Below are 23,644 nucleotides of genomic sequence, written 5' to 3' on the forward strand. Positions count from 1 at the left end.
TGTGATGTCGAGAACCTCTGCCACGCCAGTTGGACACGCTTCCCCCCGTCAGGGTTGTACGCGAACGGCACCGCGTTCGATGCTGTGCGACATGCCCTCATTCGTACCTGCTCTTCCCCAAATGCCCCGTAAACGCATCCAGCACGCAAGAAGTGACGGCATAGACGCGCCGCAGCCGACTAGCGGTTGCAGGGGGTCAGGAGATCATCGTCGGATATGACAACGCCCCAGCTCAAGAGGCTCAGACCAGAGAGTTCCCCACAGGGCGCACACAGATCCTACAAAACAAGTTCGATCAAACCCGCGGGAATTCTCCGGCCACGGATTCGGCAATCTCGGCGACATTCAGAGCTGCACCTTTTCGGAGATTATCTCCGCAGATGAACATCTCGATGGCGTGCGGATCGTCCATCGACCGGCGTACCCGCCCCACCCAGGCCGGATCCGTGCCCACGACATCGGACGGCGTGGGGAAGTCACCGGCCGCCGGACTGTCGAAGAGCACCACCCCGGGCGCGGTAGCCAGGATCTCGTGCGCGCGCTCCACGGTCACCTCGCTCTCGAAGCGGGCGTGGACGGACATGGAGTGCGTGGCGACGACGGGTACGTACACACAGGTCGCCGTGACCTTCAGCTCCGGCAGGCCCAGGACCTTCCGGCACTCCTCGCGGATGGCCAGTTCCTCGGAGGACCAGCCGTCCCCGGCGTCGGTGCCGGCCCACGGCACGACGTTCAGCGCGACGGGTGCGGCGAAAGGGCCGCTCTCCTGGTCGCCCAGCGCCCTTCGTACGTCTCCCGGGCGCGTGCCCAGCTCCGTACCGGCCACCAGCGACAGCTGCTCGCGCAGGGCGGCTACGCCGTCGCGGCCCGCGCCGCTGACCGCCTGGTAGGAAGAGACGATCAGCTCACGCAGCCCGAACTCGGCGTGGAGCGCGCCGACCGCGACGATCAGCGACAGGGTGGTGCAGTTCGGGGACGCGACGATGCCGCGGGGTCTGAGCCGCACGGCATGGGGGTTGATCTCAGGGACGACCAGGGGCACGTCGGCGTCCAGCCGGAACGCCGCGGAGTCGTCGACGACCACGACGCCCTTCGACGCGGCGACCGGCACCCACCGCGCGGACACCTCGTCCGGCACCAGGAACAGGGCCACGTCCACGTCGTCGAACACGTCCTCGGTGAGCCCGAGGACCTCGGTCTCCTCACCGCGTACGACCAGCTTGCGGCCGGCCGCACGCGGGGAGGCGATCAGCTTCACCTCGCCCCAGACATCCGCGTGCTGCGAAAGGATCTGGAGCATGACGCCACCGATCGCGCCGGTCGCTCCCACGACCGCGAGCGAAGGGCGGCGCTGCGTCATCGGCCGGTGCCCCCGTAGACGACGGCCTCGTCCGAGTCGCTGTCGAGACCGAAGGCGGTGTGCACGGCGCGCACGGCCTCGTTGACGTCGTCGACCCGGGTGACCACGGAGATACGGATCTCGGACGTCGAGATCAGCTCGATGTTCACGCCGACGTCGGACAGTGCCTCGAAGAAGCCCGCGGTGACGCCGGGGTTGGTCTTCATCCCCGCGCCGACCAGGGAGATCTTCGCGATCTGGTCGTCGTAGCGCAGCGACTCGAAGCCGATGCCCGCCCGGTTGCGCTCCAGGGCGTCGATGGCCTTGCGGCCCTCCGCCTTGGGCAGCGTGAACGTGATGTCGGTCAGCCCCGTCGACGCGGCGGAGACGTTCTGGACCACCATGTCCATGTTGATCTCGGCGTCCGCGATCGCGCGGAAGATCGCCGCGGCCTCGCCGGGCTTGTCCGGCACGCCGACGACCGTGACCTTGGCCTCGGAGACGTCGTGGGCGACTCCGGAGATGATGGCGTGCTCCACCTGCTGGTCCCCTTGCGGCTCGTTGCTGACCCAGGTGCCGCGCAGTCCGGAGAAGGACGAGCGGACATGGATCGGGATGTTGTAACGGCGTGCGTACTCGACGCAGCGGTGCAGGAGCACCTTGGAGCCGGACGCGGCCAGCTCCAGCATGTCCTCGAAGGAGATCCAGTCGATCTTCTGGGCCTTCTTCACGACCCGGGGGTCGGCGGTGAAGACACCGTCCACATCGGTGTAGATCTCACAGACCTCGGCGTCCAGCGCCGCGGCCAGTGCGACCGCGGTGGTGTCGGACCCGCCGCGGCCGAGGGTGGTGATGTTCTTGCCCTCCTGGCTCACACCCTGGAACCCGGCGACGATGGCGATGTTGCCCTCGTCGATCGAGGTCCGGATGCGGCCCGGCGTGACATCGATGATGCGCGCTTTGTTGTGGACCGAGTCGGTGATGACACCGGCCTGGCTGCCCGTGAACGACTGGGCCTCGTGGCCCAGGTTTTTGATCGCCATCGCCAGCAGGGCCATGGAGATCCGCTCTCCGGCGGTCAGCAGCATGTCGAACTCACGCCCGGCAGGCATCGGGGATACCTGCTCGGCGAGATCGATCAACTCGTCCGTCGTGTCGCCCATCGCTGACACCACGACAACCACCTGGTTGCCGTTCTTCTTGGCATCGACGACTCGCTTGGCGACGCGCTTGATGCCCTCGGCATCGGCTACGGAGGAGCCTCCGTACTTCTGCACGACAAGGCCCACGTGCGCTCCTCGCTCAATAATGGTGCGGTCGGCTCAGTTTAACGAGCAGTCCGGAATAGACCCGTCCTTACCAGATGGTGAGATGTCCCGCCCACCACCCGGTCCGGCGTGTCGCTCCGAACTGCTCGTACCGGGCTGCTGCCCACTCACCCGCCCCGCACGCCTGTCTGTGTCCCACGACACAGCCCGGCGGCACGGCCCGTTCCGGGCGAAAGGCCTCAGGGCCTCCCGGTTGGATCAGGCCGGGCTCGCGGGGCCTGATCCAACCGGAAGCCCCTAGTTGACCGGTCGCAGCCCCAGCGGTCCCGCGATCTCCTCGACCATCACGCGGCCCGCCTCCTCGGCCAGGTCGCCGTCGCCCGGGTCCTGGTCCGTGTCCAGGCCGTCGAGCTCCTGGAGCGGCTGGTTCAGCCGGATGTGGGCGATCAGGGACTGGAGGGCGCGCAGGGCCGCCGACGCGGTGGAGCCCCAGTTGGAGAAGTACGAGAACTGCCACCACCACATGGCCTCCGCCGTGCGGTCCGCCTCGTAGTGGGCCAGGCCGTGGCCGAGGTCCGTCACCAGGTCGGCCAGGTCGTCCGAGATGCGGTGCGGCACGGGGGGCTTGCGGGGCTCGTACGGGTCGAAGACCTCGGAAAAGACGTCGATCGGCTCCAGGAGCGCCGCGAAGCGCTCGCGCAGGCCGTCGGCGTCCGGCTCGGGGCCCAGGTCGGGCTCGTAGCGCTCGTCCGGGAGGATGTCCTCGTACGCGCCGAGGCGTCCGCCGGCCAGCAGCAGCTGGGAGACCTGCAGGAGCAGGACCGGGACGGCCTCCTCGGGCTCCTCGGCCTTGGAGACCTCGGTGACCGCGACGATGAAGGTCTTGATCTGGTCCGCGATCTGGACGGCGAAATCGTCCGGATCCTGCGTGACGGAGTTCAGCGTGGCGTCAGACATCGAGGAGACCTCCCGTGGGCACGGTCGCGAACGGTGGGTAGAACATAACGTCGCCGAACGTAAAGCCGACATCAGATGCCAGGTCACACATCGAGCAGCCGCCTCCCCTCGAACGCGCGGCCGAGCGTGACCTCGTCCGCGTACTCCAGGTCGCCGCCCACCGGCAGGCCGCTGGCCAGCCGGGTCACCCGCAGGCCCATCGGCTTGACCATCCGGGCGAGGTACGTCGCCGTGGCCTCGCCCTCCAGGTTGGGGTCCGTCGCCAGGATCAGCTCGGTGATGGAACCGTCCGCGAGCCGCGCCAGCAGCTCCCTGATCCGCAGGTCGTCGGGGCCGACGCCCTCGATCGGGCTGATCGCGCCGCCGAGCACGTGGTAGCGGCCCCGGAACTCACGGGTCCGCTCGATCGCGACGACGTCCTTGGGCTCCTCGACCACGCAGATGACCGTCCGGTCGCGCCGCGCGTCCCGGCAGATCCCGCACTGCTCCTGCTGGGCGACGTTGCCGCAGATCTCGCAGAAGCGGACCTTGTCCTTGACCTCCAGGAGGGCATGGGCGAGACGGCGTACGTCGGTGGGCTCGGCCTGCAGGATGTGGAAGGCGATCCGCTGCGCGCTCTTGGGGCCGACGCCGGGCAGCCTGCCCAGTTCGTCGATGAGCTCCTGAACCACGCCTTCGTACAACGGAACGCCTTTCCTTATTCCTGCTCGTACCGTAGCCGGTACGCCCGGGTAGCCATAGGTCTCTGAAGTCGGTACGTCAGAAGGGGAGGCCGGGCATGCCGCCCAGGCCCTGGGCCAGCGGGCCCAGCTTCTGCTGCTGGAGCTGCTGCGCGTTCTCGTTCGCCGCCTGCACCGCGGCGACCACGAGGTCGGCGAGCGTCTCGGTGTCCTCCGGGTCCACCGCCTTGGGATCGATCACCAGGGCGCGGAGCTCGCCGGACCCGGTCACGGTGGCCTTCACGAGCCCGCCGCCCGCCTGTCCCTCGACCTCGGTCCTGGCCAGCTCCTCCTGGGCCTCGGCAAGATCCTGCTGCATCTTCTGGGCCTGCTGGAGCAGCTGCTGCATGTTGGGCTGGCCACCCGGAATCACGGTCACTCCTGGCATTTCGACAACGGATTGTTTCGGTACGCCGAGCCTACGTGTTCGCCGGACACCGTGCCCCACCCACCGGGGACCAACTCTTTCGGGTGAGTTTCAGAAAGGGCCTGTCGTGCTCCTATACCTGACCAGAGGCCGTGCACACCCGGGAATCCCGCGATTTCGACCCCACGGCCCACCATTCGGCGGTAGGAAGAGCAGGCGTAGCCGTACACATACGCACATCCCAGGTAACGCAGAGTTACACGGGTGGGGCCCCGGTCATATGCCGGAATCCGCCCCACTCATGTCGGAGAGCCGTGCCGATCCGCGTAGTCGTGCGCCGATACGCGCCGAACCCAGAGTGCAGAGGAGTGCCCCGGTGAGTCAGCCGGAGATGCAGCCCGAGGGGCCGCACCGCAAGGAGTCCGGCGCGGGATCCGGTGCCGGTACCGGAACCGATCGGTCCGGTTCGCGCCACGGTTCGGGCCCGCGGGACCTGACCGGTCGCCCCTTCCCCCTCGGCGACTGGGGTGAACCCGCCGAACGGCTCGACGAGCTCTACCGCTGGGTCGAGGCGGGCGCCCTGCAGACCACCGACTGGTATCTGCACGACCGGATCCGCAAGCGGCGCGTGGCCAGGCTGCTGCGACTCGGCACGGCGGCCGGGGTGGTCGCGGGCGCGGCCCTGCCGCTGCTCGACCTGACCGGGGAACTGCACGGGTCGGCCGGCTGGGGCTATCTGTCGTTGCTGCTGGGCGCGGCCTGCATGGCCTGCGACCGGTACTTCGGTCTCACCTCGGGCTGGATAAGGAACCTCGCGACGGCACAGGCCGTGCAGCGGCGCCTCCAGGTGCTGCAGTTCGACTGGGCGTCGGAGTGCGTGCGGGAGATGCTCGGGCCCACCGAGGGCACGGCCAGCGAGGCCGCGGAGCGGTGCCTGGGGGTGCTGCGCCGCTTCTCGGAGGACGTCACCGAGCTCGTCCGCATGGAGACGGCGGACTGGATGGTGGAGTTCCGGGCCGGGCCCGCCCCCATGGGGATGCAGTCGCTGGTGTCGGGCGGAGTGGGCGGCAGGCCGGAACAGGCCAATCCGGCCCGGCTCACCATGCCCTCGGTGACCCGGCCCAACATGCCGCGCCAACGGCCGCCGGAGCCGCCCCGCTGAACGCCTCCACGGTCTCCCCGGCCACATCGCGTGGCACCAACGCGGTCGGGAGCCGCTCCGGGCGACGACGCCCGGGGCGGCTCCCGGTGACCGGTGTCAGCTGAAGATGACCATCGAGCCCTGGGCGAGGCTGCGGGTGGCCGCCGCGTGCAGGCCGAGCCAGACGTGCCGTTCGCGGGCGAACGGGCTCTCGTCGTGCAGGATCGGCCCGGCCGGCTCCTCCAGCGTGGTCGGTCCGATGGGCGGGAGCGGGGCGGCCGGAGGGTTGGCCGGATCGATGCCGATGGCCGGACCGACGAACTCCAGTTCCCGCAGCAGGCCGTGCGAGGAGCCCAGCGGGCCGCCGCCCTCCAGCAGTTGGTCGTTGGAGAGCGGTGCGGGGAAGTCCAGCGGTACGTAAGCCCCGGCGTGGTCGTAGTGCCAGACCAGGTGCGACTGCTGGGCGCTCTGCTCGAACATCTCCAGCAGCTGCTCGTAGTCCCCGCCCAGTGCGTCGACGGGTGTGACGGCGAGCCCGCTCAGGTGGAGCAGGTAGGCGCGGCGCAGGAAGTGCAGGGCGTCGTAGTCGAAGCCGGCGACGGGGGCCACGTCCCCGGTGAGGCCGGGCATGTAGGCGTAGACGGGGACGGGCGGCAGGCCCGCCTCGCCCAGCGCCTTGTCGTAGACGGCGATCTCTTCGGCGAAGGGGTTGTCGGGGCTGTGGCACAGCACATCGACGAGGGGGACCAGCCACAGGTCACAGGCCACGAAGTCTCGCTCTCCAACGGGTTCGTGCGATGGTCGGGACAGCGTAATGCGGCCCGGACCCGGCGCACAGAGTGCGGGTCGGACACCGCCCGGTCCGGGGCCCGGCGCTCCCGGTCCGGGGCCCGCCCGCCGGGCGCGTGGGCGGGTCAGCCGTCGCCGTGGCCCGGGTGCGGAGGGTTGCCCGCGGCCAGTCGGTCCGCCCAGTTCAGCCCGTGCCGGTGGTAGTCGTCCAGTACCGCGCGCACCGCGGTGCCGTCGGCGGCCGTGATGGCTTCGACGAGGTCCTGGTGGCGGTTCCACAGCCATTCCCGTACGTCGGCGTCCCCCCGCAGGTACGGGACGGCGAAGACCCACGCCTGGACGCGCAGCCGGTGCAGGAAGTCGGTGACGTAGGTGTTGCCGGCGATCACGCCGAGCTCCCGCCAGAAGCGCAGGTCGTAGCCGATCAGGATGTCGAGGTCGCCGCCGCGCGCGGCGCGGGCGGCCTCCTCGCCCCGGCGGCGTACGGAGACCATCGCGGCACGGTGGGTGGCGAGCAGCTCGGAGGCGGAGCCCGCCCCGTCGACGATGCCCCGGAACACCCCGTCTATGACCAGGGTGCGTGCCTCCACCATGGACCGGTAGTCGGCGACGGTGAATTCGCGGACCCGGAAGCCCCGGTGCTGGTCGGATTCGAGGAGGCCCTGCGCGGAGAGGTCGAACAGCGCTTCGCGTACGGGCGTCGCGGACACCCCGTACTGCTCGGCGATCTGCTTGACGGTGAATTCGACCCGCGGCCGGAGACGCCCCGCGAGCACCTCGTCACGCAGCGCGTCGGTGATCTGCTGCCGCAGCGTACTGCGGGTCACACCTCCGCTCGCACCCATGTTGCCCCTTCCGGTTCTCGGCTCCGGTCACCTTAGACCGACCGGCAGGGGCGTCCGGGTCCCGCGCCTACCGGACCGTGTGCCCGTCGGCCACCGAGAGGGCCGCGTCCAGGGCCGCGAGGCCCTCCTGGGCCTCGGCCTCGGTGACGTTGCAGGCGGGGACCACGTGGGTGCGGTTCATGTTGATGAAGGGCCAGAGGCCGTTCTTCCTGCACGCCGCCCCGAAGGCCGCCATCGGGGCGTTGGCCTCGCCCGTCGCGTTGTACGGGACGAGCGGCTCGCGGGTCTCCCTGTTCCTGACCAGTTCCAGTGCCCAGAACGCGCCGAGGCCGCGGACCTCGCCGACCGAGGGGTGCCGTTCGGCGAGCTCGCGCAGACCGGGGCCGAGGATGTGCTCGCCGAGCTGTGCGGCGCTCTCGACGATCTTCTCGTCCTCCATCACGTTGATCGTCGCGACGGCGGCGGCGCAGGCCAGCGGGTGGCCGGAGTAGGTGAGCCCGCCGGGGTAGGGACGGGTCTCGAAGGTGGCGGCGATCTCGGCGCTGATGGCGACGCCGCCGAGCGGTACGTAACCGGAGTTGACGCCCTTCGCGAACGTCAGCAGGTCCGGCACGACGTCGTGGTGGTCGGCCGCGAACCACTTGCCGGTGCGCCCGAATCCGGCCATCACCTCGTCCAGGACGAAGACGATCCCGTACCGGTCGCAGATCTCGCGGACGCCCGCGAGGTAGCCCGGCGGGGGCGTCATGATGCCCGCGGTGCCGGGGATGGTCTCCAGGATGACGGCGGCGACGGTCGAGGGGCCCTCGAAGACGAGGGTGTCCTCCAGGTGCTGGAGCGCGCGGGCGCACTCCTCGGCCTCGGTCCGCGCGTGGAAGGGCGAGCGGTAGAGGAACGGCGCCCAGAAGCGGACGACACCCGCGGAGCCGTTGTCGGACGCCCAACGGCGCGGATCCCCGGTGAGGTTGATCGCGGTGGAGGTCGCCCCGTGGTACGAGCGGTAGGCGGAGAGCACCTTCGTGCGGCCGGTGTGCAGCCGGGCCAGCCGGACCGCGTTCTCGACGGCCTCCGCGCCCCCGTTGGTGAAGAAGATCTTGTCGAGGTCGCCGGGGGTGCGCTCCGCGATGAGGCGTGCGGCCTCGGAGCGCGCCTCGATGGCGAACGCGGGGGCGAAGGTGGCGAGCTTTCCGGCCTGTTCCTGGATCGCGGCGACGACCGTGGGGTGCTGGTAGCCGATGTTGGTGAAGACGAGGCCGCTGGTGAAGTCGAGGTAGCGGTTGCCGTCGTAGTCCCAGAAGTACGCCCCCTCGGCGCCGGCGACGGCGAGCGGGTCGATCAGTCCCTGGGCGGACCAGGAGTGGAACACATGCGCACGGTCGGCGGCCTTCACGGCCGCGCCTGCGGCGGAGTCGACGTACGGAGCGCGAGAGGCATGAGGGGTCATGCGGCGAGCGTAGGCGTCCGCCCGGCGGCGCTCCATGGCCACTGTGTACGGCCTGGGGCGTGGCGCTCGGCAGGGTGTCGGGTCCACGCGGGTCCACACCCCTCCACATTGACAGCACGCTGCCTTTGTGACAGTCTTCTGTCATAGAGGTATCGGGGTTCCGTACTCCCTCAGGAGGTCACCATGACCGGCACGACCGTCCATCTGGCCGTCTACGACACCTTCGCCGACTGGGAGCCGGGCTTCGCGACCGCCCATCTCACCCAGCACGGCCACACCGTGCGGACCGTCGGGCCGACCACCGACCCGGTCACCACCATGGGCGGGGTGCGGGTGCTGCCCGACCTCGCGCTCGACGGCCTGCGCCCCGAGGACAGCGCGCTGCTCGTCCTCACCGGCGCCTCCCTCTGGGACACCGGCGACACCCTCGCCCCCTTCGCCCGCACCGCACGCGCCTTCCTGGACGCGGGGGTTCCCGTGGCGGCCGTCTGCGGGGCGACTGCGGGCCTCGCCCGTGAGGGCCTGCTCGACGACCGGACGCACACGAGCGCGGTGCCCTTCTACCTCGCCGCCACGGGGTACGCCGGCGGCTCGCACTACACCGGGGCCGACGCCGTGACCGATGCCGGCAGGCCCGGGACAGGTGCGCTGATCACGGCCGGGCCGACCGAACCCGTCGCCTTCGCCCGCGAGATCCTCGGCCTGCTCGGGGTGTACGGGCCCAGGAAGCTGGACGCGTGGTTCCGGCTCTTCCACGACTCGGACGCGAGCGCCTACGAGGTGCTCCAGGGATGAGCGGTGAGAATCAGGACCGGTTCAGCCGCACGGCCCTCGGGGTGTTCCACCTCAACGGGCAGTTCCTGTCCGTGGCGGAGGAGCTGGCGAGGCCTGCCGGGCTCACGGCGGCGTGGTGGCAGGTGCTCGGCGCGGTCCTGGCCGAGCCGCTCCCCGTGTCGGGGATCGCCCGCGCGATGGGGATCACCCGGCAGAGTGTGCAGCGGATCGCGGATCTGCTGGTGGACAAGGGCCTCGCGGAGTACCTGCCGAACCCGGCCCACCGCCGGGCCAAGCTGCTCCGGCCCACCGAGGAGGGGCGGGTGTCGGTGGACCGGATCGGCCCGGGCCACGCCGAGTTCGCGGCGCGGCTGGCCGAGGAGCTGGGCGAGGAGAGGTTCGCGGAGACCGTACGGGTGCTGGAGCGGCTGTCCGCGGCGATGGACACGGTGACGGCGGATACACGGTGAGGCCGGAGCCCCGCTGTACACGATGACGCCGGGCCGCAGGCCGGTGACGGCGATACACGTGATGCCAGGGCAGCAGCCCCCCGTGACGGCTGCCATGGCGGAACCCTCATGGCCTCGGACGGCGGTCGCCTCGGGGCCACGGACGGGTTCGGACGGGAATCGGACCTGGATCGGGTCCGGACGGGAATCGGACCTGGATCGGGTCCGGATCAGGTCCGGATCAGGTCTGGATCGGGCTGTCCCGTCAGCCGGCTGACGTACTGTCCGGCACAGGCCGGATCACCGTCCGCAGCGGGCGGGGCCCGTCAGATCAGGCCCACCTGCATGGCGCGGGCCCCGGCCTGGAAGCGGCTACGCGCGTCAAGTGCCTCCATGGCGGAGGCCACATCGTTGCGCACGGTGCGCACGCTGCACCCCAGCCGGCGGGCGATCGCGTCGTCCGTGAGGCCTTCCGACAGGAGCCGCAGGACGATCTCCGAACGGGGGCGACGGGTCGGGGCGACGGGATGCCGCCCCGTCTGCCGTACGGTCGCCCCGCGCTCCCAGAACCGCTCGGCGAGGGCGCTCAGCCGCTCCAGTTCGACCGAGGACCGTACGACCCGGATCCCCTCGGTCTCGTCGACGACCACGGCGACCGCCTGGTCCATGATCATCGCGCGGGGCGGCAGGGTGCCGACCGAGCGCAGCGCGGCACCCTCCTGCGTCAGCCACTGGGCGTGGGCCATGGCGGCCGGCGCCTTGATCACCGAGGAGGCCCACACCGCGCGGAACTTGGCACCACGTCTGAGCACCATGTCCACGACGGGGCGGGAGAACTCGAAGCCGCCCTCACCGAAGTGCGGGACGAGGAACACGACCTCGCGCTCGACCTTGGCGACCAGCCGCTCGATCACGACGGACACGTCGTGACGGCTCTCGCCGCCCTCACCGGAATCCCCGAAACGTTCCGCCTGCTCGTGCAGCGCGATGAACCTGCCGATCCCGACCGGGCAGGGCTGCGGCGAGCGGCCCTCCCGCATGCGACTGGCCAGCAGGGCCGGCAGGGCTATGCACGGCTCGACGGCCCGGAATGCCGTCCCGTCCTCTCCGGAGGCACTGGCGAGACTCTCGGAACGCAGCGCGTCCAGCACCCGCAGCACCTGGTCCACCGGCCATGCGAGAGTCTTCGCCAGTTCCCGCGTCCGCCATACCGCACGCTTGAGCATCGTGCGGTAGAGCAGCTCCGACCACACATCCAGACCGATCCCCGTATCCGCCACGTCGACCTCTCGGAAGTTGCTTCCTCCGGGCAGAACCGCGCCCCTCTGACGTGGTCAACTTAGGCCGCCTCCAGCACAGTCCGTGTGTTCGGGAGCCGGTTTCGACAGCTTGGTGCCACGGCCACCCGGGTTTCCCGCGGTCACACTCGGGTAAACGGCACAACCGGCCATTCACCACGGGCACTCACCCGTCCCCCGGAAAAAGAAAGCGAGATTTCCGGGCAAGGGGACAGAAACGTCGTGCGAGCACCTGTTTCGGATGCTGAGGGAAAGCAACCCCGTCCCGTTCCGCTGCGTCCCGTCGCGCCCCCCGAACCACCGGTCCGGACGACCGACGGGAATCCGGCACGGACGAATATGCCTTCCGCTCATGCCCCGCACCGTCACCGTTGCACATTCTTGCCAGGGACGTCGTCCCGTCCACATCTGCAGTTTCCTGTACGGGAGTCCGGTGGAGTGGTCCCGCCGCAGCCGCACAGAATGGCCGCGGGCGCCCGGAAGAGCCGCACACATTCGCCGAAGGGAATTCGGCGCCCGGCGCGCCGACGGCGAAACCCCCGTACCCGCACCGCACTTGGACTCCGGTCCGGGAAAGGCTCCGCCCATGCAGCACACAGCGTTCCTGATTCTGATCCCCGTTCTTTTCGTCTTCACCTTGGTCGGCCTCTCCATGGGCGCCCGGCGGCTGCTCGGCATCAGAATCGGCAAGATCCGGGCCGCTCTCGGCGGGACGGTCGGTGTCCTGGCGACGATGCAGATCATCTCGGCCATGGGCCCGAGCAGTCACCGGCCGGCCATGACCTCCGTGCAGGTGGGCTGCGGCATCCTGGTCACGATGATCTTCCTGGCGGTCTCGGAGGTCATGCTGCCCAGCAGCACCCTGACCGACATCGTGCGGCTGCCCGGCGTGCTGCGCCGGCGCGTGGTGCGTACCCGGCGCTACGCGGAACTCAGTGCCATAGCCATGCGGAACGGCCTTTCGCCCTCGCTGCGCGGGCTCTCGAAGGCCGGCTCGCCGAAGGAGACCGCCGCGGGACGGCGCCACTCCGCGCAGCGGCTGCGGCGGGCGCTGGAGGAGGCGGGTGCGACGTTCGTCAAGCTCGGGCAGATGCTCTCCACCCGCTACGACCTGCTTCCCGCCGAATACGTCGAGGAGTTCTCCAGGCTGCACCACCAGGCCGCGGCGGAGCCCTGGGAGCGGGTACGGGAGCTCCTCGCCGAGGAGCTGGGCTGCGAACCGGAGACCGTCTTCGCCGAGTTCGACCCGCGGCCGCTGGCCGCCGGATCGATGGCCCAGGTGCACCTGGCCCGGCTGATGGACGGCCAGGAGGTCGCGGTGAAGATCCAGCGCCCGGGTGCCGGGCAGGTCGTGGAGCGCGACCTGGACATCCTGTTCCGGATCAGCCGCAAGCTGGAGGAACACACGCGCTGGGCGCGGAGCCTGGGTCTCGGTGAGCTGATGAACGGTTTCGCCGTCTCGCTCCACGAGGAGCTGGACTTCCGGACCGAGGCCCGCAACATGGCCGCCATCATCGCCGGGGCCGCGGAGTCGGGAGCCGTCCGCACCATCCGCACGCCCCGCGTGTACGAGGGGTACAGCAGCAGGCGGGTCCTGACCCTGGAGCGGCTGCACGGCGTTCCCCTCAGCTCCGCGAAGGAGCTGATCGCCGAACGCGGCCTGGACGGTGCGAAGCTCGCCGAGCAGCTGCTCGACTGCGTCCTCGAACAGATCATGCTCGGAGGGGTGTTCCACGCCGATCCGCACCCGGGGAACGTGCTGCTGCTGAGCAGCGGAGAGCTCGGTCTGATCGACTTCGGTTCGGTCGGCCGGCTCGACCGGAGGATGCGCTCCGCGCTGCAGGACCTGCTGCTCGCCCTCCACCGCAACGACCCCGCGGCGCTCAGTGACGCGCTGCTGGAGGTCGTCGAGCGCCCGGAGCAGATCGACGAACGGAAGCTGGAGCGTTCGCTGGGACGGTTCATGGCGCGGTGCCTGAGCCCCGGGAGCAAACCCCAGCCCGACATGTTCTCCGAGCTCTTCCAGCTCGTCGCCCAGCACGGTCTGACCGTCCCGCCGGAGGTGGCGGCGACCTTCCGGGCGCTGGCCACCGTGGAGGGCACCGTCGAACGGCTCGTGCCGGACTTCGACATCGTCGCGCAGGCCCGTACCTTCGCCGCCGCACGGGTCCAGGAGCAGCTGAGCTACGAGCGGGTGAAGGACTCGCTGATCGAGGAGGCGGTCTCGCTCACCTCGGTCCTGCGCCGGCTGCCGCGGCGGGTGGACAGGGTCAGCAGTGCGCTGGAGGGCGGCCGGCTGGGGATCCGGATACGGCTGCTGGCGGACGAACGGGACCGGCGCTTCGTGCGCGGTCTGGTCCACGACGTACTGCTGACGTTCCTGGGTGGGGTCATCGCGCTGGTCGGCTCCGTACTGCTGAGCGTCGACGGCAAGCCCACGATCATCGGGTCCGTCTCGCTGAGCCAGCTGATCGGCTACAACCTGCTGGTGGTCAGCTTCATCCTGGTGCTGCGGGTGGTCTTCTCCATCTCCCGGGGCCGGGGCTGATCACGCACGACGGCCGGGAGGCGCTGTGTGCGCCTCCCGGCCGCGGGCTGTCCGGTACCGGTCACGAGGTGATGCGGCCGTGGGTCACAACACCCGGAAGGAGCGGTTCGCGATCGGTGCGCAGACGGCGAACAGGACACAGGAGACGCCCACGGTGGTGAGCAGTTCCGTGAGCGAGGCCTGCCCTGCGACCATGCTGCGCATCGCGTCGTTGGCGTACGAGATGGGGTTCGCCTCGGCGACGACCCGCAGCCAGGACGGCATCGACTCAGGGTCGACGAACGCGTTGGAGGCGAAGAGCAGGGGGAAGGTGCACAGCGTGGTGATCATGCGCAGTACGTCACCGTTGCGCAGCACCGCGGCCAGCGCGATGAAGATCCAGCTCATGGACCAGCCGACGAACAGGCTCAGGAGGATCGAGCCGACGACCCCGAGTATCCCGCCGGGCGGGTTGAAGCCGAAGATCAGCGCGGCCAGGACGGCCACGGCGATCAGCTGGTACAGCGACCGTGCGGCGTCCGCGAGGCTCCGGGCGAGCAGCACGCTGAACCGGGAGATCGGCATCGTGTGGAACCGGGTGATCACATCGTTGCGCAGGTCGTTGATGAGACCGTTCCCGGCCTGGGCCCCGGCTGCGACCGAGGTGATGATCATGATCGCGGGGGCCAGCCCGGCGATGTACGACAGGTCGCCCCCCTGCGGGGCGACGGTGTCGCCGAGCGCGCGCAGCACGCCGCCGAACATCAGGAGCATGACCAGCGGCTCGATGAACGTGACGATGAGCACGCCGGGCTGCAGGTACGGCCGTACGGAACGGCCGGTGAGCGCGAGGGTCTGGGTCAGCAGGCTGCTGCCGCCCCACTCCTCGGACACGCTCACGCCCGTCCGGGTGCTCGGGCGGGGTTCGGTCTCGGCGTCGATGACCGTCATCGGGACGCTCCTTCTTCGGTGAGGGGGATCGGGACGGTCATGCGGGCACCGGCTTCCTGGCGGGCTCGTGGGTCAGCTTCAGGTAGACGTCGTCCAGGGTCGGCTCGGAGAACGCGAGTTCGGCGATCTCGGTGTGCGCGTCACTCAGGATGCGTACGACGACGGCGAGGTCCGCGGCGGCCGCCACGGGGGCGATCAGCGCCGTCCCCGAGGCCTGTGGCGTCGCCCGGATGCCGGCCGCCTCCAGGGCTCGCACCGCGACCTGCACGTCGGACGGCGACACCGTCGTCACCGTCACCAGGCGCTGGCCGACCTCGGCCTTGAGCTCGGCCGGATTGCCGCCGGCGACCACGCTTCCCGCGGAGAGCACGGTGATCTGCTCGCAGAGGCGGTCGGCCTCCTCCAGGTACTGCGTGGTGAGGAGTACGGCGGTGCCGTCCTTGGCCAGCCGCTCGATGGTCTCCCACACGCCGATCCGGGCGTTCGGGTCGAGCCCGGTCGTCGGTTCGTCGAGGAAGATGACCCGGGGCCCGCCGACGAGGCTGGCCGCGATGTCCAGGCGCCTGCGCATGCCTCCGGAGTACTGGAGCACCGGGCGCGTCGCCGCGTCGGTCAGCTCGAACACTTCCAGGAGCTCGTTCGCGCGGGTGACCGCCTGGCGTCGGCTCGCACCCAGCAGGCGCGCGACCAGCACGAGGTTCTCCCGCCCGTTGAGCTGCTCGTCGACCGAGGCGAACTGCCCGGTCAGGCCGATGCAGCGGCGGACGGCCTCGGCCTCGGTGGCCACGTCGTGCCCGCAGATGCGCGCGGAGCCGCCGGTCGGCGGCAGCAGGGTGGACAGGATGTGCACCAGGGTCGTCTTACCGGCACCGTTGTGGCCGAGCAGACCGTGGATCGAACCTTCTGGAACCGAGACGTTGACACCGTTCAGTGCCTTCACGTCACCGAACGACTTGACTACGTCGACTGCCTGAATCATGGGTTTGGCCACGTGCTCGGCCTCCGTTGCTGTTTCCGGTGGCCCGATGGCTGGCCCCGGTTCGGATGTGTGCTCGGAAAAGCCACCGCCGCCGGGTGGCGATCGTAGAACCGGGAAGCGGTGGGAATCGGGGCGCTGCAGGTTGCGGAAAGCCGGAGGGCGCCGTGCGCGACGCGGTCGGTCAGGCCTCCGGTGCTTCGCTGATCCGGGCCGTGCGCGGCCGTGCCATGCGCAGGTAGTCGTCGGTGGGCAGCGCCATCGAGAGGTCGAGCCGGGCGGCGTTGAAGTACAGCACGTCGTGACGGAGCAGGTCCTCGTCGACGATCAGTTCGAGTTCGGGGTGGAAGGAGAACGGGATGATGGAACCGCTGACCGAGCCCGCCAGCCGCTCCGCGGTGTCGCGGGGCGCGAAGCCCGCCTTGCGGCCGCCCGCGAGCTCCGCGATCCGGCCGAGGTCGACGCGCCGGTCACCGGGCACGACGGCCAGGACGTACCGGCAGGTCCGCTTGCTCGGACGGGCCGCCACGACCAGCGACTTGGCGCTCTGCGCGAGGGCGTGCCCACGCAGCGCGCTGGCGGCCTCGGTACGTCCCTCCGGCGCGTGTGCGATCAGCCGGTAGGCGGCGCCGTGCAGGTCCGCAAGCCGGCGCAGCCGCAGGTACGCGGTCCCGTCGCCCGGTACGGCACCGTCCGGACCGTCCGGTGCCGCGTCGTCCCGGCCTGCGGGCGGTGCCGTGTGTCCAGGAGGGTGCGATGACGTCATCTCACACCCGGCCGGCACTCATATGGTGATGCCGCCGTCGATCTGGAGGACCGATCCGGTGATGTAACCGGCGCGGTCGCTCGCCAGGAAGGCGACGAGGTCGGCGACCTCCTCGGCCCGGCCGAAGCGGCGCAGCGGGATCTGCTTGGCCGCGTCCTTCTTGACCTTGTCGGCCAGTTCGGCGGTCATGTCGGTCTCGATGAAGCCGGGTGCCACCGCGTTCGCGCGGATGCCGTACCGGCCCACCTCCTTGGCGAGTGCCTTGGAGAAGCCGATGATGCCCGCCTTGGACGCGGAGTAGTTGGACTGCGTCGCGTTGCCGTGGACGCCCGCGACCGAGGAGACGTTGATGATCGTGCCGGACTTCCGCTTCATCATCTCGAAGATGACCGAGCGGCAGACGTTGTAGACGCCGTCGAGATTGGTGTCCAGGACGCTGTGCCAGTCCTCGTCGGACATGAGCAGCAGCGGGTTGTCACGGGTGATGCCCGCGGAGCAGACCACCACCTCGACCGGGCCGAGTTCGGACTCCGTCCTGGCCACCCATTCCTTGACGGACGCGGCGTCGGTCACGTCGACCCGTACCGCCAGGGTGCGTACGCCGAGCTCGCCCGCCTCCTTCTCCAGCGCCAGCGCGGCCTGCTCGTTGGACTGGTAGCAGAAACTGACGTCGTGGCCCTCGGCCGCGAGCCGCAGTACGACGGCCCGCCCGATGCCGCGCGATCCCCCGCTCACCAGGGCGACGCGCGCTCCGTTGTCGTCTGTCATGACTTCTCTCCTCACCGGCTGCCGGTCAGCGGGGCGCTGTTCCGGCCGGCGTGTTCGGGGTCGAGTTGTTCGCGCGGGCGGAAGGCCACGGTGACGGTGCCGATGGTCAGCACCGGTTCGTCGCCGATCCGGCTGCCGCCTTCGAAGACGAGCGTGTCGTTGACCGCGCGCTGCAGCCGGACGTGGTGCTCGATCACGTCGCCGGGGAACACCTGCCGGTGGAACTCCACGTCCCGCATGGAGCCGAACAGCATGGTCCGGCCCTCGGCGGGGCCTTCGTCCGACCGGGTGGCCAGCAGGCCGGCGGTCTGGGTCCAGGACTCGAGCAGCAGGAAGTCCGGGTAGGCGAAGTCCGTCTCCGGGGGATCCTCGCCGAGTCGGGCGTACCACGGTTCGTTGAGCGTGACGGCCTTGACCGACCGGATCTCGTCGGTGCCTGCCGCGAGGATCCGGTCGACCAGGAGCATCGGGTAGCGGTGGGGCAGCGCGGCGCGTATCCCCGCGGATCCGGTCACGCCGCCGCCCCCTGCCGGTAGCGGCAGCGGACCGAGGCCGCCGGGCCCCGGCCGGTCGCCACCTTCGCGGTGCAGCGCCAGTCGGCCCCGCGCGGCTCCCAGGCCAGCTCGATCTCCAGTACGTCGCCCGGGTGGACGGCGGACAGGAAGCGACCGGACTCGACCGCGAAGAACCGGAGTTCACCGGCAGCGGGCGGCACGGAGGCCTCCGCGGCGGTGCGCACGCACTCCAGCACGCACACGCCGGGGAAGATCGGGAAGTCCGGGTAGTGCCCGGCGAAGACGGGTTCGTCCGCGCCGATGGCCACCGTGTACCGGGCGGACCACTTCCCCGTGTCCGCGTCGGTGCCCGGCTCCCGCGCCGTCTCCGGGCGGGCCAGCACCGCTGTGCTCACGGACGCCCCGCCAGCTTGCGCAGTACTTCGTCGTAGGCGCTGTTCAGCGTCCGTACCGTGCGCATCTCCTGCTCGGCGAACCTGATGCCGTACTTCCGCTCAAGTACGACGACGACCTCCAGGGCCATCAGCGAATCGACCCCGAGCCTGTCCACGAAGTCCGTGTCGTCCCCGACGTCGGACACGTCGGCGTCGATGGTGTCGGCCAGCAACGTCCGCAGCTCTTCTCGATCGAGGCGGGCCACCGCGTCGGTTGTCATGCTCTTCCTTCCGGTTGGGGTGCGGTCTGTCCGGTCAGCCGGCGAGGAGGCGGAGCACGGCGCAGGCGACGATGCCGTCGTCGTCCACCGAGGAGACGACGGCGACACTGCCCGCCGGCCCGTCTCCCCGTCCGGCGAGGCTCAGCAGGGATCCGATCTGGAACGCCGCGGAGGCACCCGAGGTGTCTCCGACGCCGTCCAGGGACGGTGCCCGGTCCAGGGCCGGGGCACCGAAGCGGGCGGTGAGCGCCTCGCGCTCCTCGTCACCGGCGTGGCCGGCGAGACCGGAGGCGGAGACCGCCCACACGTCCTGGGCGTCGATGCCCGCCCGCGTCAGCGCTCCGTCGAGGCAGGCCTCGAGCACGGGGCGCAGCCCTCCGTCGACGTACACGCGTGACTCCACGGCCAGTACCTCGGCGAGCGCGTGGGCGTCCTGCCCGACCTCGGACGCGGATTCGAGCATGAACATGGCGCATCCCTCACCGAGCAGCGCGCCCGCCGCGTCCTCGTTCCGCCGGTGGTGGTCCAGCCATGCCCGGGCGTTCGAGAACTCCTCGACGGCGCCGCACAGCACGGTCTCGGCACGGCCCGTGCGCAGGAGTCCCGCCGCGTAGCTCAGCGCGGAGAGTCCGGCGACCCGGCCGCCGGCGATCGTGGTGTTCGGGCCCTTCAGCCGGTGCCAGATGGCGCACTGGCCGGCCGCGCAGTTCATCACCGCGTTCGGCATGAGCGAGGGGTCGACGTAGAAGGGTCGGTCACCGACCAGGGAGGCGCGGGTGAAGTCCATCATGCTCTGGGCGCTGCCCGTGGTCGTGCCGAGCACCAGGGCGGTCTCCTCGTCGCCGCCCCTGCGCTCGCCCTCGCAGTCCCGCAGCAGGTCCCGTACCGCGGTCACGGCCAGCCCGGTCACCCGGTCCATCGACCGGGTGCCCTTCTTGCCCAGGACCTCGCGGAGTTCGAAGCCGGGAACCAGGCAGGCCCGGTCGTCCGGCGCCGCCCACCGGTCGGAGTCCAGTGCGGTCGTGGCGCTCTTCCCGGCCAGCACGCCGGCCGTGAACTCGTCCTTGCCGATGCCGTACGGCGACACCGCGGACCACGCGGTGATCACCGGCCGGTTGAGGGTGTCGGGCGCGCTCGCCGAAAAGGTCATGGTCATTCCGTCCTGCTCAGGTTCCATGGGGCCGACATCTCGTTCAGACCGCGCCCGGCTCGGGAGCCGCCGGGGCGGGCGGTCGCAGCACCAGCGCGGAGCTGCCGTCGTCCTCGTCGCTTCCCGCGACCAGGAACACCGGGCCGTGCGCACCGGCCGCGAAGCCGCCGATCGCAGCGGCGGCCTGCACCACGCCCAGCGCCCCGGACAGCTCGCCCCAGACCGCCGCGAGGTCGTGGCCGGGCAGCTCGGCGGGCAGCACCTTGGCCGCCGCGCCCGAGGCGAACCATGCGGTGAGCGGCGCGGGTTCGTCGGCGGCGAGCTGCTCGAAGCCGGCGGCCACGTCCGCTCCGCGGGTATGGCCGCCGATCACCGCGTGGACCCTGGCCCCGCGGGCCAGGGCGGCCTCGGCGCGCTCCAGCACGAGTGCCGCACCGCCGTCGGCGACCGGGCCGCCGACGAGTTCGCGCACGATCTCGTTGTCGGGCTCCACGCCGACCACGACCGCCTGGTCGGCACGGCCGGAGCGCAGCAGGGCCGTGCCCCAGCGCATCGCGTCGAGGCCGGAGCCCGGTCCGTTGCACACCATCAGGTTGGGGCCGTGCAGCCCGAACCTGATCGCGATCTCGGAGGCGATGATGTTGCTGGAGGCGTTCGGGGTGTCCATCGGGCTGAGCCCTCGGGTGCCCTCGTCCGCGATGGTCCTGGCCACGCGGCAGGCGGTGTCCACGTTGCCCAGGTTGGAGCTCACGAGCACCGCCACCCGGGTGCCGTCGAAGGCCGGCACACCGTCGGGCAGGAGCCCCGCGTCGGTCAGCACACGCTGTCCGACGACGAGTCCGAGCTGGGTCGCCCGGTCCTTGTAGCGCAGCCCCTTCTTCCCCAGGACCGCCGCCGGGTCCACGGACCCCACGGGGTACCGGGCGGCCGCCAGCGCGGCCGCGGAGTCGGCACCGGGCAGGGCGACCCCGACGCCTGTGACAAAGATGCTCATGGTGCCTCGACAATCGCCACGGCGTTGATCCCGCCGAATCCGAATCCATGTACCTGCGCGAGCGAGACCTCGTGCTCGGCCGCCTTGTCGCGGACCAGCCGGAGACCGGCGGCCTCCTCGATCGGCTGATCCAGCCCGACCAGCGGCGGGACCTTGCCCGTCGCCATCACCTGCAGGGCGGTGACCAGGCTCAGCACGCCGGCGGAACCGCTGGTGTGCCCGGTCATCGGCTTGATGCCGGTCACCACCGGGACGCCCGCGTCCGGGCCGAAGACCTCGGCGTACGCGGAGGCCTCGACCAGGTCGTTGAGAGGTGTCCCGGTGCCGTGCAGCATCAGCAGGTCGATGTCGGCCGGCTTCGTGCCCGCGTACCGGTGCGCCTGGCGGATCGCCTCGGCGACGTACTTCTGGTCGGGGGCCGTGGGGTGCTTGGCGTCGCAGGTCATGCCGACGCCCCGGAGCCGGCCCCACAGGGGGCCGCCGGACAGGGGAAGGTCCTCGCGGCGCAGCACGACGGCGGCCGCTCCGTCGCCCAGGATCGTGCCCTTGCGGTTGACGTCCAGAGTGCGCAGCGCGCCGGGCGGCTCCGGCTGGACGCGGTCGGCCAGACCGAACATGCTCTCGGTGATCGAGTCGACGCCCGCGACGATCACGGTGTCGGCCTCGCCGAGCTCCAGCATGTCCGCGCCCAGCGCCAGCGCGTACAGGGAGGCGGAGCACGCGTTGGAGAAGGTGTGGGTGTCGGCGGTGCCGAACCGTTCCCGCAGGGCGGTGCCGAAGTGCAGCCGCTCGGGGCCGAAGGACACCCCGTCGCGCCACCACAGCTCGGCGGAGCGCAGCTCGCGCAGTCCGGTGCCCACGAGCACCGGACAGTCCGACAGGTCGTCGCCGAGGCCGGCGGACTCGGCCGCCTGGGCGACGGCGTCCAGCAGGAATCCGGTGGCGCGCAGCGTACGGTCCACTCCGGCCTCGGGCCGGTCGTCGATCTCGAAGAGCTGGGTCCCGGTGTACAGGTCGTGGTCGAACCCGCGCATCGGTCCGAGACCGCCGCGTCCGGCGCAGAGGTTGTCGAAGATCTCGGTCGCGTCCCGGCCGATGCTCGCGACCGCGCCGACTCCGGTGATGGGCAGCCTCACCGCTCACCGTCCTGGTACCTGCCGAGGATCACGATCGCGTTGTTGCCGCCGAAGGCGAGCCCGTTGTTCTGCACGATGCGCAGGTCGGCCTCGACCGACTCGTTGGGCACGCAGTCGATCTCGCACTCGGGGTCGGTCTCGCGGTGGTTGATGGTCGGCGGTATGAAGCCGTGGTACGCGGACAGGGCGCAGGCGATCGCGGCGAGCGCGCTGGCGGCGCCCATCGTGTGGCCGAGCATCGACTTCAGCGACACGGTGCGCGGCGGGGTGTCGCCGAACACGTCGTGGATCGCGCGCGACTCGGTCACGTCGTTGGCCTTGGTCCCGGTGCCGTGGGCGGAGATCAGGTCGACCTCCTCCTCCTTCACACCGGCGTTCTTCAGGGCGATCTCCATGCACCGGGCGACGCTCGCCTGGTTCGGCGCGACCTGGTGGTAGGCGTCGCAGTTCATCCCGTAGCCGAGCACCTCGGCGTAGATACGGGCACCGCGTGCCTGTGCGGAGGCGAGGCTCTCCAGCATCAGCACGCCCGCGCCCTCACCGGTCAGGATGCCCTTGCGTTCGGAGTCGAACGGGCGGCAGACGTCGGGGGCGATGGTGCCGAGCCGGTAGAAGCCGGTGAACGTCTTGCGGCACATGGCGTCCGCGCCGCCGCAGAGCGCGTAGTCCACCGCGCCGGAGCGGATGGCGTCGAAGCCCTGGCCGATCGCGTAGTTGCCGGCCGAGCAGGCGGTGGCGATGGTCACCGCGTCGACGTTCGACAGCCCCAGTTCCTGGGCCGCGGCGATGGACAGACGGTTCGGTGACACCCGGCGGGCGACGGTCGGGTCCATGGCCGCCGGGCCGGACCTGACCTCGGTCTCGACCAGCTGGTCGAGGTCGTAGGACTCTCCGTCGGTGGTCCCGATCGAGATCATCCCGCGCTGGGCGCGCAGTGATTCGAGGTCGACCCCGGCGGCCTCGACGGCCATCCGGGCCGCGGCGACCGAGAACTGTGTGGCCCGGCCCAGGGTCTCGACGGGCAGGTTGTGGATCCAGCGCTCCGGCTCGGCCCCCGTGATCTCGCACCCGTTGGCGTGCGCGAAACCCTCGGTGTCGAACAGGGTGATCGGCTTGGCGCCGCTACGGCCCGCACGCAGGCCCTCGGCGAACTCATCGGCTCCGACACCGATGCTGGAGAACACGCCGAACCCGGTCAGCACGACCCGGGACGCCGCGTCGTCGCGCATCGCGTCAGAAAGGCTGTCAGACATCAATCTCCCTCGGTACGGCCTGGTCACCACGGAATCACCACGGGTCACCACGGAAAGGGGGGCGGGGGGAACCGCCGGACGGTCACGGCCGGGTGGGCCGCCGGTGCGGGGGAGCCGACGCGCCGAAGGCTCCCCCGCACCCGTTCCTGCCGGTGGTCCGCCCGGAGCGGTCCCGTACGTTCCTGGCGGGGCCCGACGCCGTGCGCAGATCCACCAGGGATGACGGAGCCGGTCCTACTTGGCGTCGATCGACTCCTGGACGACGGCGTAGACGCCGTCGAGGTTGACCATCCGCTCCAGCTCGGACTGGTCGATCGTGACCTTGAACTCCTTCTCGAGGCCCGCGAGGATCTCGATGGCGCGCAGCGAGTCCGCGCCGTACTCCTCCTTGAAGAGGCCCTCGCCGGTCACCTCGTCCTCCTCGAGTTCGAGGATGTCGCAGACGATCTCCTTGATGCGGGCCTGCTGCTCGACGGCGGTGGTCGCGCTCATGTGAATCACTCTCAGTTCGTCATAGGTGGTGACTGCTTGACTGGTTGTGGGGGGTTCATCGGTACTGCTCG

General features: G+C 70.6%; 25 protein-coding genes. 4 read left to right on the forward strand and 21 right to left on the reverse strand.

Annotation, left to right across the window (positions count from 1 at the left end; genetic code table 11):
• Positions 1-295: 295 nt before the first annotated feature.
• The 5 genes from OG524_RS16705 to OG524_RS16725 form a co-directional block, all read right to left on the reverse strand.
• On the reverse strand, positions 296-1,360 hold the full coding sequence (locus OG524_RS16705) for an aspartate-semialdehyde dehydrogenase (RefSeq protein WP_405390028.1): 1,065 nt from the start codon (positions 1,358-1,360) through the stop codon (positions 296-298).
• Positions 1,357-2,628 (reverse strand): aspartate kinase, encoded by a 1,272-nt coding sequence (locus OG524_RS16710; RefSeq protein ID WP_356744295.1) that lies wholly within the window; start codon positions 2,626-2,628, stop codon positions 1,357-1,359. The genes OG524_RS16705 and OG524_RS16710 overlap by 4 nt, the downstream gene beginning before the upstream one ends.
• A 276-nt stretch (positions 2,629-2,904) precedes the next feature.
• On the reverse strand, positions 2,905-3,564 hold the full coding sequence (locus tag OG524_RS16715) for a DUF5063 domain-containing protein (protein WP_405810854.1): 660 nt from the start codon (positions 3,562-3,564) through the stop codon (positions 2,905-2,907).
• Between the two features lie 83 nt (positions 3,565-3,647).
• Positions 3,648-4,247 carry a recombination mediator RecR gene (recR, locus tag OG524_RS16720; protein WP_031090791.1) on the reverse strand — a complete coding sequence of 200 codons (600 nt, stop codon included), beginning with the start codon at positions 4,245-4,247 and terminating at the stop codon, positions 3,648-3,650.
• A 76-nt stretch (positions 4,248-4,323) separates the two neighbouring features.
• On the reverse strand, positions 4,324-4,656 hold the full coding sequence (locus OG524_RS16725) for a YbaB/EbfC family nucleoid-associated protein (RefSeq protein ID WP_405393163.1): 333 nt from the start codon (positions 4,654-4,656) through the stop codon (positions 4,324-4,326).
• Between the two features lie 370 nt (positions 4,657-5,026).
• On the opposite strand from OG524_RS16725, the gene OG524_RS16730 reads away from it, so the two are divergent.
• Complete coding sequence (locus OG524_RS16730; protein WP_405390025.1) at positions 5,027-5,812, forward strand: SLATT domain-containing protein; 786 nt, start codon at positions 5,027-5,029, stop codon at positions 5,810-5,812.
• Positions 5,813-5,908: 96 nt separating this feature from the next.
• Here the strand turns inward: OG524_RS16730 and OG524_RS16735 are convergent, their stop codons facing one another.
• The 3 genes from OG524_RS16735 to OG524_RS16745 all read right to left on the reverse strand — a co-directional run bounded on the left by OG524_RS16735 (position 5,909) and on the right by OG524_RS16745 (position 8,869).
• Complete coding sequence (locus tag OG524_RS16735) at positions 5,909-6,559, reverse strand: hypothetical protein (protein ID WP_405390024.1); 651 nt, start codon at positions 6,557-6,559, stop codon at positions 5,909-5,911.
• 146 nt (positions 6,560-6,705) lie between these two features.
• On the reverse strand, positions 6,706-7,425 hold the full coding sequence (locus tag OG524_RS16740; protein WP_405390023.1) for a GntR family transcriptional regulator: 720 nt from the start codon (positions 7,423-7,425) through the stop codon (positions 6,706-6,708).
• A gap of 67 nt (positions 7,426-7,492) precedes the next feature.
• Complete coding sequence (locus tag OG524_RS16745; protein ID WP_405390022.1) at positions 7,493-8,869, reverse strand: aspartate aminotransferase family protein; 1,377 nt, start codon at positions 8,867-8,869, stop codon at positions 7,493-7,495.
• Positions 8,870-9,052: 183 nt separating this feature from the next.
• Here OG524_RS16745 and OG524_RS16750 point away from each other — a divergent pair, with 183 nt between their 5' ends.
• Both OG524_RS16750 and OG524_RS16755 read left to right on the forward strand, forming a co-directional pair.
• Complete coding sequence (locus tag OG524_RS16750) at positions 9,053-9,664, forward strand: DJ-1/PfpI family protein (RefSeq protein ID WP_405390021.1); 612 nt, start codon at positions 9,053-9,055, stop codon at positions 9,662-9,664.
• Complete coding sequence (locus OG524_RS16755) at positions 9,661-10,113, forward strand: MarR family winged helix-turn-helix transcriptional regulator (RefSeq protein ID WP_405390020.1); 453 nt, start codon at positions 9,661-9,663, stop codon at positions 10,111-10,113. Before OG524_RS16750 ends, OG524_RS16755 begins: the two co-directional genes overlap by 4 nt.
• A 305-nt stretch (positions 10,114-10,418) precedes the next feature.
• On the opposite strand, the gene OG524_RS16760 is transcribed toward OG524_RS16755, so the two are convergent.
• Positions 10,419-11,372 carry a helix-turn-helix domain-containing protein gene (locus OG524_RS16760; protein WP_405390019.1) on the reverse strand — a complete coding sequence of 318 codons (954 nt, stop codon included), beginning with the start codon at positions 11,370-11,372 and terminating at the stop codon, positions 10,419-10,421.
• 604 nt (positions 11,373-11,976) lie between these two features.
• Between OG524_RS16760 and OG524_RS16765 the strand changes: the two genes are divergently transcribed.
• Complete coding sequence (locus tag OG524_RS16765) at positions 11,977-13,938, forward strand: ABC1 kinase family protein (RefSeq protein WP_405810858.1); 1,962 nt, start codon at positions 11,977-11,979, stop codon at positions 13,936-13,938.
• An 84-nt stretch (positions 13,939-14,022) separates the two neighbouring features.
• Here the strand turns inward: OG524_RS16765 and OG524_RS16770 are convergent, their stop codons facing one another.
• The 12 genes from OG524_RS16770 to OG524_RS16825 form a co-directional block, all read right to left on the reverse strand.
• Positions 14,023-14,868: an ABC transporter permease gene (locus OG524_RS16770; protein WP_405390017.1), complete on the reverse strand. Its 846-nt coding sequence runs from the start codon at positions 14,866-14,868 to the stop codon at positions 14,023-14,025.
• A gap of 37 nt (positions 14,869-14,905) precedes the next feature.
• Positions 14,906-15,847, reverse strand: a complete 942-nt coding sequence (locus OG524_RS16775) for an ATP-binding cassette domain-containing protein (RefSeq protein WP_405393162.1) — start codon at positions 15,845-15,847, stop codon at positions 14,906-14,908.
• 181 nt (positions 15,848-16,028) lie between these two features.
• A complete protein-coding gene (locus OG524_RS16780) occupies positions 16,029-16,610 on the reverse strand; it encodes a YbaK/EbsC family protein (protein WP_405390016.1) in 582 nt (193 codons plus the stop codon).
• 18 nt (positions 16,611-16,628) lie between these two features.
• Complete coding sequence (gene fabG, locus OG524_RS16785; RefSeq protein ID WP_405390015.1) at positions 16,629-17,378, reverse strand: 3-oxoacyl-[acyl-carrier-protein] reductase; 750 nt, start codon at positions 17,376-17,378, stop codon at positions 16,629-16,631.
• An 11-nt stretch (positions 17,379-17,389) separates the two neighbouring features.
• Positions 17,390-17,893: a 3-hydroxyacyl-ACP dehydratase FabZ family protein gene (locus OG524_RS16790; RefSeq protein WP_405390014.1), complete on the reverse strand. Its 504-nt coding sequence runs from the start codon at positions 17,891-17,893 to the stop codon at positions 17,390-17,392.
• Positions 17,890-18,288, reverse strand: coding sequence for a 3-hydroxyacyl-ACP dehydratase FabZ family protein (locus tag OG524_RS16795; RefSeq protein WP_405390013.1), 399 nt, complete (start codon positions 18,286-18,288; stop codon positions 17,890-17,892). The genes OG524_RS16790 and OG524_RS16795 overlap by 4 nt, the downstream gene beginning before the upstream one ends.
• On the reverse strand, positions 18,285-18,548 hold the full coding sequence (locus OG524_RS16800) for an acyl carrier protein (protein WP_405390012.1): 264 nt from the start codon (positions 18,546-18,548) through the stop codon (positions 18,285-18,287). The genes OG524_RS16795 and OG524_RS16800 overlap by 4 nt, the downstream gene beginning before the upstream one ends.
• Before the next feature lie 34 nt (positions 18,549-18,582).
• On the reverse strand, positions 18,583-19,698 hold the full coding sequence (locus OG524_RS16805) for a beta-ketoacyl synthase N-terminal-like domain-containing protein (protein WP_405810862.1): 1,116 nt from the start codon (positions 19,696-19,698) through the stop codon (positions 18,583-18,585).
• Positions 19,699-19,741: 43 nt separating this feature from the next.
• Positions 19,742-20,692, reverse strand: coding sequence for a beta-ketoacyl synthase N-terminal-like domain-containing protein (locus tag OG524_RS16810; RefSeq protein ID WP_405390010.1), 951 nt, complete (start codon positions 20,690-20,692; stop codon positions 19,742-19,744).
• Positions 20,689-21,828 carry a beta-ketoacyl synthase N-terminal-like domain-containing protein gene (locus OG524_RS16815; RefSeq protein WP_405390009.1) on the reverse strand — a complete coding sequence of 380 codons (1,140 nt, stop codon included), beginning with the start codon at positions 21,826-21,828 and terminating at the stop codon, positions 20,689-20,691. The genes OG524_RS16810 and OG524_RS16815 overlap by 4 nt, the downstream gene beginning before the upstream one ends.
• Positions 21,825-23,081, reverse strand: a complete 1,257-nt coding sequence (locus OG524_RS16820) for a beta-ketoacyl-[acyl-carrier-protein] synthase family protein (RefSeq protein WP_384501757.1) — start codon at positions 23,079-23,081, stop codon at positions 21,825-21,827. The genes OG524_RS16815 and OG524_RS16820 overlap by 4 nt, the downstream gene beginning before the upstream one ends.
• Before the next feature lie 234 nt (positions 23,082-23,315).
• Positions 23,316-23,573, reverse strand: coding sequence for an acyl carrier protein (locus tag OG524_RS16825; RefSeq protein ID WP_384501756.1), 258 nt, complete (start codon positions 23,571-23,573; stop codon positions 23,316-23,318).
• Positions 23,574-23,644 lie beyond the last annotated feature (71 nt).

Source organism: Streptomyces sp. NBC_01520 (genome assembly GCF_045040375.1).
GTDB lineage: Bacteria > Actinomycetota > Actinomycetes > Streptomycetales > Streptomycetaceae > Streptomyces.

What these genes read in the sequence shown, in the direction of transcription:
- OG524_RS16750 (WP_405390021.1), top strand. Translation starts at nt 9,053, where the DNA reads ATGACCGGCACGACCGTCCATCTGGCCGTCTACGACACCTTCGCCGAC.
- OG524_RS16820 (WP_384501757.1), bottom strand. Translation starts at nt 23,081, where the DNA reads ATGTCTGACAGCCTTTCTGACGCGATGCGCGACGACGCGGCGTCCCGG.
- OG524_RS16715 (WP_405810854.1), bottom strand. Translation starts at nt 3,564, where the DNA reads ATGTCTGACGCCACGCTGAACTCCGTCACGCAGGATCCGGACGATTTC.
- OG524_RS16740 (WP_405390023.1), bottom strand. Translation starts at nt 7,425, where the DNA reads ATGGGTGCGAGCGGAGGTGTGACCCGCAGTACGCTGCGGCAGCAGATC.
- OG524_RS16775 (WP_405393162.1), bottom strand. Translation starts at nt 15,847, where the DNA reads ATGATTCAGGCAGTCGACGTAGTCAAGTCGTTCGGTGACGTGAAGGCA.
- OG524_RS16800 (WP_405390012.1), bottom strand. Translation starts at nt 18,548, where the DNA reads ATGACAACCGACGCGGTGGCCCGCCTCGATCGAGAAGAGCTGCGGACG.
- OG524_RS16805 (WP_405810862.1), bottom strand. Translation starts at nt 19,698, where the DNA reads ATGACCTTTTCGGCGAGCGCGCCCGACACCCTCAACCGGCCGGTGATC.
- OG524_RS16770 (WP_405390017.1), bottom strand. Translation starts at nt 14,868, where the DNA reads ATGACGGTCATCGACGCCGAGACCGAACCCCGCCCGAGCACCCGGACG.
- OG524_RS16780 (WP_405390016.1), bottom strand. Translation starts at nt 16,610, where the DNA reads ATGACGTCATCGCACCCTCCTGGACACACGGCACCGCCCGCAGGCCGG.
- OG524_RS16765 (WP_405810858.1), top strand. Translation starts at nt 11,977, where the DNA reads ATGCAGCACACAGCGTTCCTGATTCTGATCCCCGTTCTTTTCGTCTTC.
- OG524_RS16745 (WP_405390022.1), bottom strand. Translation starts at nt 8,869, where the DNA reads ATGACCCCTCATGCCTCTCGCGCTCCGTACGTCGACTCCGCCGCAGGC.
- OG524_RS16825 (WP_384501756.1), bottom strand. Translation starts at nt 23,573, where the DNA reads ATGAGCGCGACCACCGCCGTCGAGCAGCAGGCCCGCATCAAGGAGATC.
- OG524_RS16755 (WP_405390020.1), top strand. Translation starts at nt 9,661, where the DNA reads ATGAGCGGTGAGAATCAGGACCGGTTCAGCCGCACGGCCCTCGGGGTG.
- fabG (WP_405390015.1), bottom strand. Translation starts at nt 17,378, where the DNA reads ATGACAGACGACAACGGAGCGCGCGTCGCCCTGGTGAGCGGGGGATCG.
- OG524_RS16810 (WP_405390010.1), bottom strand. Translation starts at nt 20,692, where the DNA reads ATGAGCATCTTTGTCACAGGCGTCGGGGTCGCCCTGCCCGGTGCCGAC.
- OG524_RS16705 (WP_405390028.1), bottom strand. Translation starts at nt 1,360, where the DNA reads ATGACGCAGCGCCGCCCTTCGCTCGCGGTCGTGGGAGCGACCGGCGCG.